12 protein-coding genes are annotated in these 17,895 nt (G+C 62.2%); all 12 read right to left on the reverse strand.

Annotated features, from left to right (window positions below; all coding sequences use genetic code 11):
- Window positions 1-2 precede the first annotated feature (2 nt).
- Window positions 3-971, reverse strand: coding sequence for an NADH-quinone oxidoreductase subunit NuoH (nuoH, locus tag G5287_RS13940; RefSeq protein ID WP_005337244.1), 969 nt, complete (start codon window positions 969-971; stop codon window positions 3-5).
- On the reverse strand, window positions 968-3,724 hold the full coding sequence (gene nuoG / locus G5287_RS13945) for an NADH-quinone oxidoreductase subunit NuoG (RefSeq protein ID WP_421231456.1): 2,757 nt from the start codon (window positions 3,722-3,724) through the stop codon (window positions 968-970). The genes nuoH and nuoG overlap by 4 nt, the downstream gene beginning before the upstream one ends.
- A 41-nt stretch (window positions 3,725-3,765) precedes the next feature.
- Window positions 3,766-5,151, reverse strand: coding sequence for an NADH-quinone oxidoreductase subunit NuoF (gene nuoF, locus G5287_RS13950; RefSeq protein WP_421231457.1), 1,386 nt, complete (start codon window positions 5,149-5,151; stop codon window positions 3,766-3,768).
- Window positions 5,148-5,690 (reverse strand): NADH-quinone oxidoreductase subunit NuoE, encoded by a 543-nt coding sequence (nuoE, locus tag G5287_RS13955; protein WP_270817113.1) that lies wholly within the window; start codon window positions 5,688-5,690, stop codon window positions 5,148-5,150. The genes nuoF and nuoE overlap by 4 nt, the downstream gene beginning before the upstream one ends.
- Before the next feature lie 80 nt (window positions 5,691-5,770).
- A complete protein-coding gene (gene nuoC, locus G5287_RS13960) occupies window positions 5,771-7,576 on the reverse strand; it encodes an NADH-quinone oxidoreductase subunit C/D (RefSeq protein WP_206901672.1) in 1,806 nt (601 codons plus the stop codon).
- A gap of 2 nt (window positions 7,577-7,578) precedes the next feature.
- Window positions 7,579-8,253, reverse strand: a complete 675-nt coding sequence (locus G5287_RS13965) for a NuoB/complex I 20 kDa subunit family protein (RefSeq protein ID WP_005344917.1) — start codon at window positions 8,251-8,253, stop codon at window positions 7,579-7,581.
- Window positions 8,254-8,282: 29 nt separating this feature from the next.
- Window positions 8,283-8,687 (reverse strand): NADH-quinone oxidoreductase subunit A, encoded by a 405-nt coding sequence (locus G5287_RS13970; protein WP_005344919.1) that lies wholly within the window; start codon window positions 8,685-8,687, stop codon window positions 8,283-8,285.
- A 379-nt stretch (window positions 8,688-9,066) separates the two neighbouring features.
- The gene (locus G5287_RS13975; protein ID WP_216978575.1) at window positions 9,067-9,636 is read right to left on the reverse strand and encodes a DUF1566 domain-containing protein; all 570 of its coding nucleotides are present in this window, start codon (window positions 9,634-9,636) and stop codon (window positions 9,067-9,069) included.
- A 13-nt stretch (window positions 9,637-9,649) separates the two neighbouring features.
- On the reverse strand, window positions 9,650-11,089 hold the full coding sequence (locus tag G5287_RS13980) for a DUF1566 domain-containing protein (protein WP_421231458.1): 1,440 nt from the start codon (window positions 11,087-11,089) through the stop codon (window positions 9,650-9,652).
- Window positions 11,090-11,148: 59 nt separating this feature from the next.
- A complete protein-coding gene (locus tag G5287_RS13985; RefSeq protein WP_421231459.1) occupies window positions 11,149-13,596 on the reverse strand; it encodes a proprotein convertase P-domain-containing protein in 2,448 nt (815 codons plus the stop codon).
- Window positions 13,593-15,599 carry a prolyl oligopeptidase family serine peptidase gene (locus tag G5287_RS13990; RefSeq protein WP_421231460.1) on the reverse strand — a complete coding sequence of 669 codons (2,007 nt, stop codon included), beginning with the start codon at window positions 15,597-15,599 and terminating at the stop codon, window positions 13,593-13,595. Before G5287_RS13990 ends, G5287_RS13985 begins: the two co-directional genes overlap by 4 nt.
- Complete coding sequence (locus G5287_RS13995) at window positions 15,599-17,737, reverse strand: TonB-dependent hemoglobin/transferrin/lactoferrin family receptor (protein ID WP_421231461.1); 2,139 nt, start codon at window positions 17,735-17,737, stop codon at window positions 15,599-15,601. Before G5287_RS13995 ends, G5287_RS13990 begins: the two co-directional genes overlap by 1 nt.
- Between the last annotated feature and the right edge of the window lie 158 nt (window positions 17,738-17,895).

A 17,895-nucleotide genomic window follows, 5' to 3' on the forward strand; every position in this document is an offset into this window, starting at 1 on the left:
CCTCACTGCGTACTTATCAGTACAACTGCCGCGGTGACCAGCATATTGATCAGAGTCAGCGGCAAGCAGACTTTCCAGCCAAACGACATCACCTGGTCAAAGCGCGGGCGAGGCAGGGAGGCCCGCAGCAGGATGAAGAACACCATGAAACAGGCGGTCTTCAGGGCAAACCAGATGAAGGGGGGCAGCCAGGGGCCGTGCCAGCCACCGAAGAAGAGGGTCACGATGAGCGAGGAGATCAGCACGATGCCGATATATTCGCCCACGAAGAAGAGACCCCACTTCATCCCCGCATACTCGATGTGATAGCCGTCGGCGAGCTCCTGCTCGGCTTCCGGCTGATCGAACGGGTGACGGTGGGTGACGGCGACACCGGCAAACAGGAAGGTGACAAAGCCCAAAATCTGGGGCACCACGTTCCACAAGTCTGCCTGTGCCTCGACGATATCCCGCAGGTTGAAACTGCCGGTCTGGATCACAATCCCCATCAGGGATAGCCCGAGAAACACCTCGTAGGAGAGGGTCTGGGCCGAGGCGCGCAAGCTGCCGAGCAATGAGTATTTGTTGTTGCTCGACCAGCCGGCGAACAGTACCGCATAGACCGCCAGCCCCGCGATGGCCAGGATGTAGAGCAGCCCCACATTGAGATCAGCCACGCCCCAGGTGGGGGTGATGGGCACCACCGCAAACGCCAGAATAAAGGCAGTGAAGGCGATGATGGGGGCCAGGATAAAGATCCGCCGATCAGCGAACGGCGGGATCCAGTCCTCCTTGAAGAACATCTTGATCATGTCGGCGGCCAGCTGGAGCAGACCAAACGGCCCCACCCGGTTGGGGCCGTAGCGATCCTGCCACAGGGCCAGCAGACGGCGCTCGATGAAGCTCATGAAGGCACCAGCCCCCACGATCCCCACCAGCACGATCAGTGCCTTGCCCACCTCCAGCAACAGATCGATCAGCGACTCGCTCATGCGATCACCTCCTGCAGGTTAGTGATTGAGGATTGTTGCAGGGCCGTCGGCAGGCCGTTCACCCCAAGGGGGAGCCCCACCAGACCGGCGCTCAGCTGCTCGCTAAGCCGCAGACGCAGTTGCCAGTGGCTACCGCCCCAGGAGAAGGAGACCTGACTGCCCCCGTGGAGAGCCAGACGCTGCGCATCAAGGGGATTGAGCACCAGCTCGGGTTCGTTCATCCGGGCCTGAATGACCGGGCTGCGAGCGGAGAGCTCCTCGCCGCCAAACAGCTGGGCATAATTGACCACTTGCAGCGCCTCTGCGGCCTTGAAGGGGGCGGGGATGGTGGTGAACCAGCCGAGCAGCTCCTTGCCTTCTGCCTGCGGGTCTGTTGCTTCCAGCAGACGGCGACCCGGATCGCCAGCACGCAGTTTGCCACCCACTTCATCCTGGAACTTGTTCCAGGCGGAGGGAGAGTTCCAGCCCGGTGCCCAGGCGAACGGTACTTGCGGCAGCGGCTGACGGGCTCCGGCATACCCTTCCATGGAGAAGTTGAAGGGGGAGTCGGGATCTTGCGCTACCCGCGGCTCGCTGACGTTCTGATCCGCCAGCATGGAGGTGCGACCACTGTAGCGGTGTGGCTCACGGGCCAGTCGCATGCCACGGATCCGCAAGCCTGCGTTGGGCGCCGCTTCCAGCATGGTAGCCAGCAGCGGATTGCTGGTGGCACAGTCATGGTTGACCTGGTCGAAGTTCTGCCAGCGCAGCGGCTTGCGTTCGATCGCCCCTTGCAGCGCCGCCAGCCAGCGCCACCCTTCACGCACCTGAATATCGGCGTTGTAGAAGGCGGGCGCATAGACCTGGAAGAAGCGCTGGGCGCGCCCTTCCATGTTCACCAGGGTGCCATCGGCTTCGGCAAAACTGGCCGCTGGCAGCACCAGGTCTGCCTTGTTGGCGGTCGGGGTCGCCTGATGGTCGATGACCAGCAGGTGCTGCAGCCGTGCCAGCGCCGCATCCACCCGGTTGCGCGGCGCGCGGCGGTAGAGATCGTTCTCCAGGGTGACCAGCGCCAACCCCTCTTCTGACTCGATACGTGCAAGGGCGGCTTCGAGCGGCTTGTCTGACAAGGTTTGGGCGCCCAGCATGGCCAGACCCAGTGAGTTGGCCTCCTGGCCAACCAGCGCGATGCTGGCATTCTGTCCACGGCCTTTCAGGGCGCGGGCAATGTTGCTGGCCGCCTCAAGCAGCGCCACATCGCGGGAGGTGGAGCCTGCAATGATGAGCGGCTTCTTGGCGTTGCCGAGCAGCTCGGCCCAGCGAGCCGCTAGTGCCTGCTGTTCGGGGCAGAGGTCGCTCACGGCCGGTGCACTCGGGTCAAGCAGATTGGCGATGGCAAAGCCAAGGCGCGCCTGATCAGCATAGGGGGCGTGCAGCTTGTCGGTCGCCACATCGTCCAGACGGGTGGTGTCGAGGCTGGTGATGAGCAGCGGGTAGCGCTCGTTTTGACCCAGGGTCTGAACGGCGGCGACTTGCCACAGATCGACCTTCATCTTGCGGGCCAGATCGCGGGCCTTGCCCTTGACGGCTTGGCGCAGCGCCAACGCGATACGAGCGGCGCTCATGGTGACATCTTCACCCAGTACCAGCACTGCGTCAGCCTCTTCCATGTCCCGCAGGCTCGGGGTCGGCACGCCGCCCTGTTGCAGGATCTGCAGCATCTTCAGCTGACAGGCCCATTCGGCCTGCTCGACGCCTGCGTAGAAGTTGGCTTCACCCACCAGCGCGCGCAGGGCAAAGTTGCTCTCCAGCGAGGCGCGGGGCGAGCCGATGCCGATGAGGCCGCGGGCACTGCGCAGGGCATCTGCGGCGCGGTTGAGGGCGCCATCGACCGTGATGGTCAGCTGGTTGTTGCCATCTTTGAGCAGCGGTTGGCGCGGGCGGTCCGCCAGATTGACGTAGCCATAGCCAAAGCGGCCACGGTCACAGAGGAAGTAGTGGTTGACGCTGCCGTGGAAGCGGTTTTCGATGCGGCGCAGCTCGCCATAACGCTCACCCGGGCTGATGTTGCAGCCCACGGAACATTGCTGGCAGATGCTGGGGGCAAATTGCATGTCCCACTTGCGGTTGTAGCGCTCGGAGTGGGTCTTGTCGGTGAAGACGCCGGTGGGGCAGACCTCCACCAGGTTGCCGGAAAATTCGCTCTCCAGGGTGCCATCCTCGACCCGCCCGAAATAGACGTTGTCGTGGGCACCGTAGACCCCGAGATCCTCGCCACCGGCATAATCCTTGTAGTAACGGACGCAGCGGTAGCAGGCGATGCAGCGGTTCATCTCGTGACCGATGAAGGGGCCCAGCTCCTGATTCTGGTGGGTGCGTTTGGTGAAGCGGTAGCGACGGCTGTTGTGGCCGGTCATCACCGTCATGTCCTGCAGGTGGCAGGCGCCGCCCTCTTCACACACCGGGCAGTCGTGGGGGTGGTTGGTCATCAGCCACTCCACCACGCTCTTGCGAAACTCTTTGGCCTCTTCATCCTCAATGGCGATGTAGCTGCCATCGGTGGCCGGGGTCATGCAGGACATGACCAGACGGCCGCGTTTGTCATCGGCATTCTGATACTGTTTCACCGCACACTGGCGGCAGGCGCCAACGCTACCCAGCGCCGGATGCCAGCAGAAATAGGGGACGTCCAGACCCAGCGACAGACAGGCTTGCAGCAGGTTATCTGCTCCGTCTACCTCGTACTCTTTGCCGTCTACATAAATGGTTGCCATACAACTTCCCTGAAACCTGTTTTGTGAAATCTGTGGTGTCGTTACCAGCGCTCGCCCAGCAGATTGGGCTGGATCCCTTTGACCGGCTTGCGGTTATCACCGCTGCCTTTGATCCCGGCCTCGAATTCGGAGCGGAAATATTTGATGGCGCTGGCCAGCGGCTCGACGGCGCCCGGTGCGTGGGCGCAGAAGGTCTTGCCCGGGCCAAGGAAACTGCAGAGTTGCTCCAGGGTCGCCAGATCGCCGGATTGCCCCTCGCCACGCTCCAGTGCCCGCAGCAGCTTAACGCTCCAGGGCAGGCCGTCGCGGCAGGGCGTGCACCAGCCACACGACTCGCGGGCGAAGAACTCCTCCATGTTGCGCAGCAGGGAGACCATGCTGATGGAGTCATCCACCGCCATGGCGAGGCCGGTCCCCATCCGGGTACCTACCTTGCCGATACCGGCGGTATACATCTGGGCATCGAGGTGCTCCGGCAGCAGGAAGCCGGTGCCCGCACCGCCCGGTTGCCACGCTTTCAGGCGATAGCCGCTCTTCATGCCGCCGGCGTAATTTTCAAACAGCTCGCGGGCGGTGATGCCAAACGGCAGCTCCCAGACGCCCGGGTTGTTCACCTTGCCAGAGAAGCCCATCAGCTTGGTGCCGTGATCTTCCGAGCCCGGCAGCGCCAGCCCGTGATACCAGGCGACTCCGTTGCCGATAATGGCAGGCACGTTGCAGAGGGTTTCGACGTTGTTGACGCAGGTGGGTTTGCCCCAGACGCCGGAAACGGCGGGGAAGGGGGGCTTGGCGCGCGGGTTGGCGCGGCGCCCTTCCAGCGAGTTGATAAGGGCCGTCTCTTCGCCACAGATGTAGCGGCCGGCGCCGGTGTGGACGAACAGCTCGAAGTCAAAACCGGACCCCAGAATGTTCTTGCCCAGCAGACCGGCGGCCTTGGCCTCTTCCACCGCACGGCGCAGGTGGATGGCAGCATCGACATACTCGCCGCGCAGGAAGATATAGCCGCGATAGGCCTTGAGCGCCCGGGCACTGATAATCATCCCCTCGATCAGCAGATGGGGCAGTTGCTCCATTAGCAGGCGATCTTTCCAGGTGTTGGGCTCCATCTCGTCGGCGTTGCAGAGCAGGTAACGGATGTTCATGCTCTCGTCTTTGGGCATCAGCCCCCACTTCACGCCAGTGGGGAAGCCCGCACCGCCGCGCCCCTTGAGACCGGCATCCTTGACGGTACTGACAATCTCGTCCGGGCTCATCTGGCCGAGCGCCTTGCGGGCGGCGTCATACCCCTGTTTGGCCTGATACTCCTCCAGCCACACCGGCTGGCCGTCATCCCGCAGCCGCCAGGTGAGCGGGTGGGTCTCGGCGGCGCGTGCCGCGCGGTTGGCGGTGCCAAGAGAGGCGAGGATCTTGTTCTGCGGCAGGCTCATGGGTAAGCCTCCAGCGTTTTCAGCAAGGTCACCGGATCGAGGCCGCCATAGGTGTCGTCATCGATCATGATCGCTGGCCCCTTGTCGCAGTTGCCAAGACAGCAGACCGGCAGCAGGGTGAAGCGGCCATCCGGGGTGGTTTGACCGGGGCCGAGGTTCATCACCTCCTTGAGACCGGCCATCAGCTCTTCATGGCCATTGATGTAGCAGACCATGCTGTCGCAGACGCGGATGATGTGGCGCCCCACCGGCTGGCGGAAGATCTGGCTATAGAAGGTAGCAACCCCCTCCACATCGCTGGCGGGAATGCCGAGCTGGGCCGCGATGGCGTGAATGGCGCCGTCGGGGACCCAGCCTCTAGCCTGCTGCACGATCTTGAGCGCTTCGATGCTGGCGGCGCGGGGATCTTCGTAATGGTGTTTCTCGTGTTCGATGGCATCGCGTTCAGCCTGGCTCAGAACGAAGTCGTCCTGTTTGCTGCTGCATGCCCCTTGCCCCTGTGGGGTCTGATTATTGTGACACTGACATTGCTGGCTCATGACTTGACCTTTGGTGGCTTGTCCTTTTACTGCTCGTTCGGCGATCCCGATTCCCGGCCATGACCGGGAGGGCGGATCACTTAACGGTCCACATCCGACATAACAAAATCGATACTGCCCAGATAGACGATGAGGTCCGACACCATGCTGCCCTTGATCACCGAGGGGATCTGCTGCAGGTGAGCAAAGCTCGGGGTGCGGATCCGGGTCCGGTAGCTCATGGTGGAGCCGTCGCTGGTCAGGTAATAACTGTTGATCCCCTTGGTCGCCTCAATCATCTGGAACGACTCGGCTGCGGGCATCACCGGGCCCCACGACACTTGCAGGAAGTGGTTGATCAGGGTCTCGATGTGTTGCAGCGTGCGCTCTTTGGGCGGCGGCGTGGTGAGGGGGTGATCCGCCTTGAAGGGACCCTCCGGCATGTTTTTCATGCACTGCTCGATGATCGACATGCTCTGGCGGATCTCCTCGATCCGCACGGTGGCTCTGTCGTAGGCATCGCCATTGCTGCCGACCGGCACTTCAAAGTCGAACTGATCGTAACCGGAGTAGGGACGCCATTTGCGTACGTCGAAGTTGAGGCCGGTGGCGCGCAATCCGGCCCCCGTGGTACCCCAGGACAACGCCTGCTCGGTGGTGTAGGCCGATACCCCTATGGTTCGACCCCGCAGTATGCTGTTGCGCATCGCCGCTTTTTCGTAATCCATCAGCCGCTTGGGCAGCCAGCTCAGCAGGTTGTCCTGCACCAGCCGTTGCCATCCCTTCGGCAGGTCGTGGGCCACACCGCCGATGCGGAACCAGGCCGGGTGCATGCGGGCACCGGTGATCGCTTCGATGATGGTGTAGATCTTCTGCCGATCGGTGAAGGTGAAGAAGACCGGGGTCATGGCCCCCACGTCCTGGATATAGGTCCCGAGGAACAAGAGGTGGCTCTGGATGCGAAACAGCTCCGCCATCATCACCCGGATCATGTCGACCCGCTGTGGCACCTTGATACCGGCCAGCTTCTCGACCGCCAGCACATAGGGGAGGTTGTTCATCACCCCGCCCAGATACTCGACCCGGTCGGTATAGGGGATGTAGCTGTGCCAGGATTGGCGCTCGCCCATCTTCTCGGCACCACGATGGTGATAGCCGATATCAGGCACGCAGTTGCGGATCTCCTCGCCATCGAGCTGCAACACCAACCGGAAGGCACCGTGGGCAGAGGGGTGGTTGGGGCCGAGGTTGAGGAACATGTAGTCCTCATTCTCGTTGCCGCGGGCCAGGCCCCACTCTTCCGGTTTGAACAGCAGGTTCTCCTGCTCCATGTCCTGTTTGGCGGCATCGAGCATGAAGGGATCGAATTCGGTGGCGCGCGCCGGGTAATCCTTGCGCAGCGGGTGACCCTGCCAGCTCTTGGGCATCATGATGCGGGTCAGATGGGGGTGGCCATCGAAGGTGATGCCCATCAGATCCCACACTTCACGCTCGTACCAGTTGGCATTGGGGAAGTGGTTGGTGATGGTGGGCAGATGCAGGTCACTTTCGGCCAGCGCCACTTTCAACATCACATCGGCGTTACGGTCGATGGAGATGAGGTGATAGAAGACGGTGAAATCGCTCTGGGGCAGACCGTCGCGATGGCTGCGCAGCCGCTCATCGGTGGCGCTGAGATCAAACAGCATCACAAACGGGGAGGGCACCTTGCGCAAAAAGCCCATCACATCCTGAAGCAGTTCGCGGGGAAGCCAGACCACCGGCACGCCGGTGCGCGTGGTCTGCACGGTGAAGTGCTCGGCCCCGAAGTGGGCAAACAGTTCGCCAATGACTTTGGCATCCTTGTGGTCGCTGGGCTGCCACTGGGCCATGGCGTAATTGCTGGGAAAATCACGAGTCAGTTTCATGGTCAGATCTCATCCGGCGTGCGCAGGTTGGTCACATTGATCCGTTCGCCGCGCTTGCGCTCTTTTTCGGCCTGCATCTGGGGACGGTAGATCCCCTGATCGCCCACCACCCAGGAGAGGGGGCGGCGTTCTTTGCCGATGGAGTCCTGCAGCAGCATCAGGGCTTGCAAAAAGGCTTCGGGACGGGGCGGGCAACCCGGAATGTAGACGTCGACCGGCAGGAACTTGTCCACCCCCTGCACCACGGAATAGATGTCATACATGCCGCCTGAGTTGGCACAGGCCCCCATGGAGATCACCCACTTGGGTTCGAGCAGCTGTTCATACAGGCGCTGGATGACTGGCGCCATCTTGATGAAGGGAGTCCCTGCAATCACCATGAAATCGGCCTGACGGGGCGAAGCGCGGATAACTTCGGCGCCGAAGCGGGCCACATCATGGGGGGAGGTGAAGGCGGTACACATCTCCACGTAGCAGCAGGAGATGCCGAAGTTGTAAGGCCAGAGGGAGTTTTTGCGGCCCCAGTTGACTGTGTCTTGCAGCACCTCCTCGAGGCGGCCCATCATGATGCCGCGCGTCGCTTCTTGCGCCAGTGGGTCATCGACGGTCTGGCGCTGCTCCTGGGGGTAGCGCTCAACGGGTGCATCCGGGTCAATCCGGGTCAGGGTGTACTTCATGGTGCAACCTCAAGGAAAGGGTCTGTGGTTCAATCACTGTTTTTGTTGTTCAGCTGCGGTTTGCGCGGTGACCAGTCCAGTGCGCCGATGCGCCAGAGGTAGATCAGGCCGATAAGCAGCAGTCCGATGAAAATGGTGGCTTCAATAAAGCCGACCCAGCCACTCTCCCGCACGGAGACAGACCAGGCAAACAGGTAGAGCGCCTCGACGTCGAAGATGACGAAGAACATGGCGACCAGATAGAACTTGGCGGAAAAACGCAGGCGGGCACTGCCGACCGAGTCGACACCAGATTCAAATGGCTTGTTCTTGGTGCGGCCGTAGGCGCGACCTCCCAGCAGGGCGGCGAGGCCTATCATCACCAGACAGATGGTGATGGCACCGATGACATAAATGGCAAAAGCCCAATGTTGAGCAGAAATATCAGCAAACATAGAGGTTTTTCCTAACCAAATTAATCAAGCGACTTAACAATAATGTTACGCATTATGACACTTTCGCACTGATTTACATGTCATTTTTACGGGTTAATTATTAATCGGTTAACCGGTAATTAAATTTTGTTAAGAAGCGCACTTTTTTGCTGGTTATGGCGGGCGAGAAAGGCCTGGAAAGCGCAGAGAGCTGCTCCTCGTTATCACCTGAAAGGGGTAAATGCCGCGGGCGAAGCCGGATCAGGTCGGTATCGCGGGCAGGGGGCACAGGCGGGAGAAGAGCGTGATGGCGGGTGAGATAGGGGGGCGGCAAGAGCAATAAAAAGAGAGGCTTTCAAGCCTCTCCTGTCATCGCGTTCCGGTTTCGAGCGTGGGGTGGTCAGGGTTTATTGGCGACCAGCAAGACCTGATCCGGGTAGGCGCCAATGGAGCGAAGACCGATATCTCCCGAGGTGATATCCAGATACGCCCGCTGACCATTGGCGGAGGTTACCGTGCTGCTCATCAGATAGACATAACCCTCATTGACCTCTTTACCGTCCCCTGCCATGGCGCGCGGGAAAATGGCTTCATTGAGAGAGGGCTTGTAGCAGGCATGCTCGACCAGGGTCGCCAGCTCCTTGATGTCGGGCAGACGCCACTGGCTGATACCGCCGAAGTGATAGAGAGCATGGCTGCTGTCACTGCGGATCCGCTCCGCCACTTGCAGCCCCTGCTGCCAGTAGTAAACGGTCGGTTCCCCCAGGCAACTGCTGCCACTCCATGTCTGCCCCAGTTTGCAGCGCATCCAGGTGAGGCCGGTGTGTTGATCCGTGACGGTGCCGTTGCCATGGTCAAGAAAACGGGCAGAGGGGGCGGTGCGATCCATGGTGTCATCACAAATGGCAGCACCGTGGGCCAGGGGGGCCAGCAGTGCCAGCATGGCGAACGAAAAGCGATAAAGGCTCATGATATTCCTCGGATTATTGGGAAGTGGCGACCAGTCGTACCTGCATCAGCTCGATATAGGTATCTTGCTGCACCAGCGCGGGATAGGTGGTGCCCGCATCTTCTCCCAGGAGCAGGACTGTGCGTTTGCTGATGGGGCCACCGGAGAAGCGCTGGGCGGTGTTGCTGGTGGCGCTCCAGTAGTAGCCATGGTAGGTGTCATCTTCCGAGGAGGCGATATCCGGGAAGTAACGGGTATCCACGATGATGCGTTGACCCAGCGGGTCCTTGGCCAGGCTGCCGTAGTGCATCAGTGACATCAGCTCACCCATGGTGGGCAGCCGCCACTGGCTGATGCCGCAGCGCTGCTCGCCATTGAGCCACTGCTGATACGCGCGGGTGGTCAGCATGGTGGTCAGCGCCTGTGCCCGGGCGAGGGCCGCCAGATCTCCTTCGGCGGTGAGCTGTTCGATCCTCTTATGAATATGCTGGTAGGCCGCTTGCTGCTCGCCTGCGGTTGCCTTGAACTGCTCATCCTCATAGGCAAAGGGTCTGCTTTTCCAGGCCGGACTCAAGGGATCGTCCGATTTGACCTCCCACACCAGACCGGTATTGAGATCCTTGACGCACTGCCAGCTCGGCGCGTTGTCAGGGAGCGCCTGACCGCGATCATCGAGTTTGCGATAGGCAAGCTGGGGACGAGTGCGATTCCAGCTGGCATCTTGTCCCGGATAGTCGGCGGGTTCCTGTTCCAGCAGCGGGTCGTTGCCATCGCTGAAGGTGGTGACGCCGGTGACGGTCAGCAGGTTGCGTGGCTGCTGCTGCACCAGCAGGGTCAGCAGCTCGCTTTGGGTCTCTTCGGCAAACTGGCCGTTGCGCTGCCACTCCTGAGCCAATTGCGCCAGCATCAGGCTGATGGCGCGATAGCTGGTGGTGAGCAACTGGGTCTCCTTGGCGGTGGCAAGGCGTGTGCGGGCCTGTTGTTGCAAGCTGATCGCCACCTGCTGCAGCGCCTGATCAAACTGGCCGAGACCCGCGAGGGCCGCGCGATCGCTGCCCGGTTGCAGCGGCGCGAGATCGGCCAGCAGCTGCGCCAGTGCGCGATCGGCGGCCACCCCTTCGGCAATGCGGCTCTGCCACAGGGTACTGAGCAGGGTCGGTTGCAGCCGTTGTGGATCCCCTTTGGCGGCCGGATGTGCCAGTAGCAGGCCTCCGCTCCTCGGTACGAAAAGCAGGGGCGAGTTGACGATGTTGGCCGAACGGCTGACCAGGGCCACAGCTCCTTCGCCGCTGACGGCAGGATCGGCGGGATCACATTGCCAGTTCTGATCCAGATCGGCGCACAGGGTACCGGCAGTCGGCAGAGCGACATCGACCCGGTAGTCCGGGATCGCCAGTGGTGCGTTATCTTCCCCGCCGCCACAGGCGCTGAGCAGGGCTGAGAGGGTTGCAATAACCAGTACGGATGGTTTCACTTCACATTCCTTGATTCGGTCACAGGTTCACGGGGGCGGTAACCCCCGTGGTACAGGATTCAACGGCGCGGGGTGCTCCGGCGCCAGAGGCGGGGCCAGAGGGCCAGCAACAGCAGCAGGGGGGAAGTCGTGCCGCCACCCCCTTCATCCTGCTCAAGGGGAATGATGCCGGTGTTGGGCAGGGCTTCATCCTTGTCGCAGCGGGCGCCGACTTGCTGGGCTACACGCCAGTTGCGCAACTGACCGGTGTCACCGGCGCTGGTGTCGTTGATCTCCAGCAGCCAGCGGCCAGCGAGCGGTTCGCCGTGCAGCTTATCCAGCGATTCGAACGGTACCAGTTCACGGGGGAACTCCCCCTTGAGCCGGGTATGGCTGGCGTAACCCTTGTTCCACAGGCTGATCCGGGTACCGTAAGGGGAGGTGAGCCAGATCTCCAGCTGCTCCAGCTTGCTGTGCTCCAGATCGAGGGCAACCACGAATCCGCTGTCGATGCGGGCCTTGCTCTCGGGCAGGGTGAGAGTGAAGCGGGAAAGGCCGTGCCGTTCATCGCTCACCGCATCCTTGATCTGGCCACCCTGGCCGATGGCCCGCTGCCAGAGCGGTTCACCGATCGGCAGTTGCAGGTCAAGGCGGGTCTGGCGCTCGGTGGGGCTGGGCAGGGTGAGCTGGAACTGCAGCGGCAAGGTGACTGCCTCGCCACAGGTCAGGTTGCTCGCCGCTTCCAGCGGCAGGGTCCAGCGGGCGGTGCCATCGGCGTTGAGCTCTCCTTGCCAGTGATCGTCACCCATGAGCCCCTTGCTCGGGAGCAGGTTGGCGTCAGCCACGGTCAGGGGGCGGCCGCTCTGGTTGGTCAATTCGATGGCGAGGCTCTTTTTCTCCCCGGGCAGCAGGTAGCTGTCATCGGCAAGGCGGGCCGCAATGGGAGTGGGCAGCAGGGCGTGGTGGCGGAAGGCCTGCTCCAGCAGCTTGCCATAACTGCGATCCGGATAGAGGCGGTTGGCGGTATCCACGGTGACCCGCGCCAGCTGGGGCATCCGCACCTGCGGGCCGAGGCCGAAGTGGGATTCAATCAGCAGGGTATCGAACTCGTCACGGGCTACCTCGCCATACTGTTCAACGGCCTGGCGCAGCGCGGTGAAGAGCGGAGTGCCCCACAGCTGGTCGCCGTTGCTGCCGTTGATGGTGAGGTGAGCCGGATAGAGGAAGCCCGGATGATAGCGCGCCCGCAGATCATCGAGCTGACGGGGCGTCCGGCCGCTGATCCTGGCATCCCAGTTGAAGACCATGAAAGGCTCGAACTGGCGAGCCTCTGGACTACGCTGGCGCCAGCTGGCGGCCAGATAGTCGCTAAAGCCCTCGCCGATGGCGCCCCAGTCACCCTCTTCTCCCATGTCGGGCAGGATATGGTGCTGCACCGCATGGCCAAACTCGTGCCAGATCACCATGGGATCTTCCGCATCGGGTACCCCTATCCGGCCAATTTCCAACCGGCGCAGGAAGGGGTCATAGAGAGAGTTGTCCTGCTCCCCGGCATCGGTATCGATGGCCAGGGGGCCGCCCATCAGCGTCGGGTAGCCAAGGGATTCCACATGGCGCTGGGCCAGATCCAGATGGTAGTAGCCATTGATATCGAGGAAGGCGGGCTGCTGGTGATCCAGCTGGAAGCCATCGGCATCAGGGCTGCTAAAGGGGGCAGTTTCCGGCGCCGTGCCATCCACGACCCGGGCGCGTGGGCCATTTAGCTGGTAGGTGTCATCCACCTTTTGTACCGTGAGCGGGACGGTGCGGTAGGCCCCGTTGTCCAGCACCAGATCGTGGCGCCACAGCAGGTTGCCATCTTGCAGCTGGGTGCGTGGGTCGAGGGCAAAGATGCGGGCCTGCACCGTGGCCGCTTCCCCTGCCAACGGGATCGCTTCGGCACGGGTGTTGGCCTCTTGCAGCGTGCGCCCCAGCAGGGCGCTGCCATCGCAGGTGACAAACAGTTGCCAGTGGCTGCTCTTGCTGTTGCCCGGCTGGCTTTCCACCGCCAGCAGGCGCCAGGCCGCAGTCAGTGTGTCGCCATCCTGCCAGTACCAGGGCTGGGCTTCGTCACTGCCAGCGAATTTCCACACCGTACCATCCAGCGTGGCGGTATAGGCATCCACCCCGGCGCGGCTTGCTTCATCACATGGAGCCGCCTGTGCCTGCATCAGCCGGGTATTGTGATAAAGGCGCCACGGGCGACCCTGCTCATCGAGACTGACGGCGGCCATCAGGCCGGCGATCGGTGCGCCATTGAGCTGCTGGCTATAATGCAGATAGTGGCCCAGCTTGCCTTGGCGCTGATAGGCCGGGGCATCACTCAGGGTGACGCCGAGCTGCTGTTCGAGCCAGAGGCGGGTATCGGCCGGGGCGTCCTGTTCGACAAAACGCAGTTCGGCGGCCTGAGTGGAAAAGCCAGCCAGCCCCAGCAAGAGGGCGGGCAACAGGGGTTTCATAGTGGTACTCCCAATCAGCGGCAGGGTCATTGATTGATCCCCGCCAGATGCAACAAGAAGGCAAATTCACGAGCCCGATCGCCACCACCGGCGCGGTGGCCTCCCTCCAGTTCGGTCAGCAGCAGGTAGGGGCCGGAGCCCGTGCTGTGTTCCCGCAGGCGGGCCAGCCACTTGACTGGCTCCCAGTAGGGCACCTGGCTGTCGTGCAGGGCGGTAGTGACCAGCAGGGGCGGGTAGGGGGCGCGGTGCAGGTTGTCGTAGGGGCTGATGCGACGCATCGCCTGATACTCTGCGGGCTTGGCCGGATTGCCCCACTCCTGGTACTCCTGACGGGTCAAGGGGAGGGCCGGATCGCTCATGGTGCCGAGCATATCGACGAAGGGAACCTGCAACACGGCGCCGCTAAAGAGTGTCGGTTGCTGGTTGAGGGCCGCAGCAACCAGCGTGCCCCCCGCGCTGCCCCCCATGGCAAACAGGGGCAGAGGAGCAGAGTCGGGCGACCAGTGGCGCAGGGCGTGACCGGCTGCGATAAAGTCGCTGATGCCGTTCTGCTTGTGGATGCCCCGTCCGTCGCGGGTCCACTGCTGCCCCAGCATACCGCCGCCGCGCACATGGGCGATGGCGTAGACAAAGCCCCGATCCAGCAGGCTCAGCAGCTCTTTCTGGTAGTAGGGGCGCATCGGCGTGCCATAGGCGCCATAGCCGTAGAGCAGTACGGCGCGAGGGGCCAGATCCTTGCGCCACACCAGCGAGACAGGCACCCGGATGCCATCGGCAGAGGTGATCCAGCGCCGCTCGCTCTGATAGGGCAATGCTTTATTGCCTGCGGTGTGCTGGTCGTTGATCCACTGGCCGCTGTTTAAATCCAGCCAGCGCTGGCCGGGGGGCTGACTCAAGCCCTGACTGCGCACCAGAATGCGGTCGCTGGCCGGGTCATGTTCTCCTTGCAGCCAGCCGGTACCGGCACCACTGGCCAGCGGCAGGCGCTGGCGTTCATGGCCGTTGCGATCGAGCAGGGCGAGCCAATCCTCCCCCTGCTGGCGAAACTGCACCACCAGATGGCGATCAAACAGTCGCCACTTTTCGGGATCGCCGAGATCTTCCCCGGCGCTGGGCCAGAGGCGCTGCCACTCACCGAGCGGCGTGCTGGCTGAATAGAGGGCAAACGTCCCCTCCCGGTTGCTCTTGATCACCCAGCCGGATTGGCTGTCCAGATAGTATTCCACCCCGCGCTGGCGGGGTTTGACCCGCTGCGGCTTGCCCGAGTCGAGCAGGTACTGCTCCGAACTGTCGTGGTTGTTGCCCTGCAACACCAGATGTTGGCCATCCGTGGTGCGATAGAGGCTGAGCAGCCAGGCGGGATCCTGCTCCTCATAGAGAGTCTGCTCCTGGCCATCCTGCCAGCCGCGCAGCTGCCAGGGGCGCAGGGTGTAGCGCTCGTTGGCGATGGTGTAGAGGGTGCGACCATCTTGTGACCAGGCGAGATCGGCGCTGCGCTGCGCCAAACTGGCCAGCGCCTTGCCGCTTTGGAGATCGAGCAGGGTGACCTGATAGTCGAGATCGCCGCGCCTGTCTTCGGCGATGGCCAGCGTGCGGTTATCCGGGCTCAGAGCCCAGCCGCCCGCTTCGTAATAGCCCTCACCCGCTCTGGCGGGAAGCCGTTGCTGCACCTTGCCACCGTGGCGTTGCCAGAGTGAGCCATCCGGGCGCAGCTGCCATGCCTGATCGCCGCGGACAAGCCAGTTCTCTGGCACGGGTTCCCCCGCCGGATGGCGGGCAAATTCGGCGCGCAATGTTGCTTCCAGCGGCTGCTGCGCGGCGAGCTGCTGCTCGCTCCAGCGATTTTGCTGCTTGAGCAGGGCGAGAATGGCCGGGTTGCTGCGGCTCTCGTCCCGCAACCAGAAGTAGGGATCCTGGCGTACGGGATTGCCTGAAATCAGGTGCGATTGGGACGGGATCGGCGGTGGCAGGGCCTCTTGCGCCCACGCCAACGGGGCGGCCAACAGGGCCGCCATGATTGCATGATGCTTCATCACATCCCCACGAAACGGTAGCTAAGGCTGGCTGACAGGTAGCGGCCGCTCTGGCTGTAGAGGGAGGTGTCGCTGCCAGCTGGGAGTCCGGCCACATCCTGATAGCGGACGTAGCGGGTATCGAGCAGGTTGCCGATGGTGGCATTGACCTTGAGCGCCTCGGTGATCTGCCAGTCGCCGGTGAGATCCAGGCTGAACCAGCCTGCGCTGCTCTGGCAGGCACCGTTGTAGCCAGTCTGCGCATTGGCGCACTGGGGCACCTTGGTCATGGCGGCGGCATAGTTGCCACTGAGCTCTACCCCCCAGTCGAGTTGCTGCCAGCGCAGGGTGGTGTTGCCTTCCAGCGGTGTCTGGGTGCGCAGCGGCTCACCGCGGTGATCCTTGCCATCCATCCAGGCCAGATTGGTCGAAAGCTCCCACTCGTCGCTCAGCCAGAGGCTGGCGGCCAGCTCGGCGCCCCAGGTTTCTGCTTTGGCAACGTTGCGATATTGGCGCAGGAAGACACCGTCATCGAGGCGAAAACCGGTCTGGCGCCAGTCGATGAAGTTGTAGTAGCGGTTGTAGAAAACGGCCGGTTTGACGCTCCAGTTGTCGCTTTGGCCATTCAATCCCCACTCCAGGCTGTGGCTGGTCTCCTCCTTGAGGTTGGGGTTGGCAATGATCTCGAACGGCGGCATGGCAAAGTAGTGAGGAATGTTGCCGTACACCTGATCGTAAGCGGGGGCGCGGAAGCCGTTGGCATAGCTGAGCCAGCTGCGCCATGTTTCGTTGAAGCGGTAACTGGCCGCCACACTGGGGGAGATGTGGTCGCTGTGGTTCTCGGCCAGATTGCTGTCCGGTGCGCGCAGGCGCTGGCGGTCAAAGCGCAGGGTCGGGGTAAACTGCCAGCTGCCCAGATCGATCACATCGCTCAGCCAGATGCCATCGCGGCGGGTTTCGGCCTTGCTGAAGGGGGCTTTCTGTCCCTGGGTGGTGATGCCATCTTCCAGGGTCAGATTGCTGACCGGCCGCTCGTGGTTGGCCTGCTCCAGCTCCACACCGTAGCTGAAGGTGTGATCTAGCGAGCCGGTGCTCAGCTTGCTCTGCAACTCCAGCTCGCTGCCAAGGCGCAGCTCCTCGAACGTGGAGAGGGTGCGCTGGCTGCGATATCTGGGATAGCCGCTCAGGGCATCGTTGCGCAGCAACTGGCGCTGGTTGGCCTCGTTGCGGGACTGATTGCCAAACAGGCTCCAGTTGAGGGTATCGACCATGCCCAGATCGCTGGCTTCCCAGCTGAACTTGCCGCCCTGGGTGCGCTGATCGCCATCTTCCTGAAAACCGATCACGTCCCAGCTGCCATCGGGTTGGGGCACCGCCTTTGGGCCCATCTGGCGTTTGGCGTGATCCTCGTAGTAGTCCAGCTCCAGCCGCAGAGCGTGATGGGCATTGAGGGGGAGGCGGCTGCTGGTGGAGGCGCTCGTGCCATCCAGATCCGCCGGAATGCGGTTCTCCTCAAAGTTGGCGGTTTCGTTGCCACGCCAGCCGGAGAGGCGCAACAGATGTTCGCTCTCCAGTGCCCGCACCGCGCCGGTCATGCTGAGCTTCTTCTTGTTGCTGTCGCCACCGTAGAGGGTTTTGGCCGCCAGATAGCTATCTTGCTGTTGCAGATAATCTTCCGGCTGCTTGGTATTCATCACCACGGTGCCGCCGATGGCATCGGAGCCATGCAGGGAGGAGCCGGCCCCCTTGGCCACCTCAATCTGCTTGATGTCATCGAGATCGAAGTTGAAGCGACCCACCTTGTCATTGATGTTGTCGGCGCCAAAGCCGTCGCTGACGCGCACCCCATCCTTGATCAGCAGGATACGGTTGCCACCGATGCCGCGCACGCTGATGTTTTGCGGTCGCCCGGCAGAGCCGGTGACCGAGACACCGGGGATCTTGCGAAACACATGAGTCAGCTCGCTGGCGACCTGACGGTCCAGCTCTTCCTGGGTGATGACGGTGATGGAGCCGGAAACATCGGAGAGTTTCTGTTGTACCCGTTGCCCGGTGACAATGATGGTGTCGTCGCTGCGAGCCTTCTCCACAGAGGGAAGATAGGCCGCGCCAGCGGAGGCACACAGGAGTGCCGGCCATGCCTGAAGCAGTTTGTTCATAATGATAATTGTTTTTATTTAAGCCTGAGGGGCGGCATTATTGCAGAGGCCTGACCACTTGACAATAAATGGCAATCATTATCATTAAGATCTTATGGTGTTGATATTATTGATTTATTTGTTTTTAAAAAGAAACTCCCGCGCGAAGCGGGAGCGGG

The organism is Aeromonas sp. 603079 (assembly GCF_049172135.1).
In the GTDB taxonomy this organism is placed as follows: Bacteria; Pseudomonadota; Gammaproteobacteria; order Enterobacterales; family Aeromonadaceae; genus Aeromonas; species Aeromonas veronii.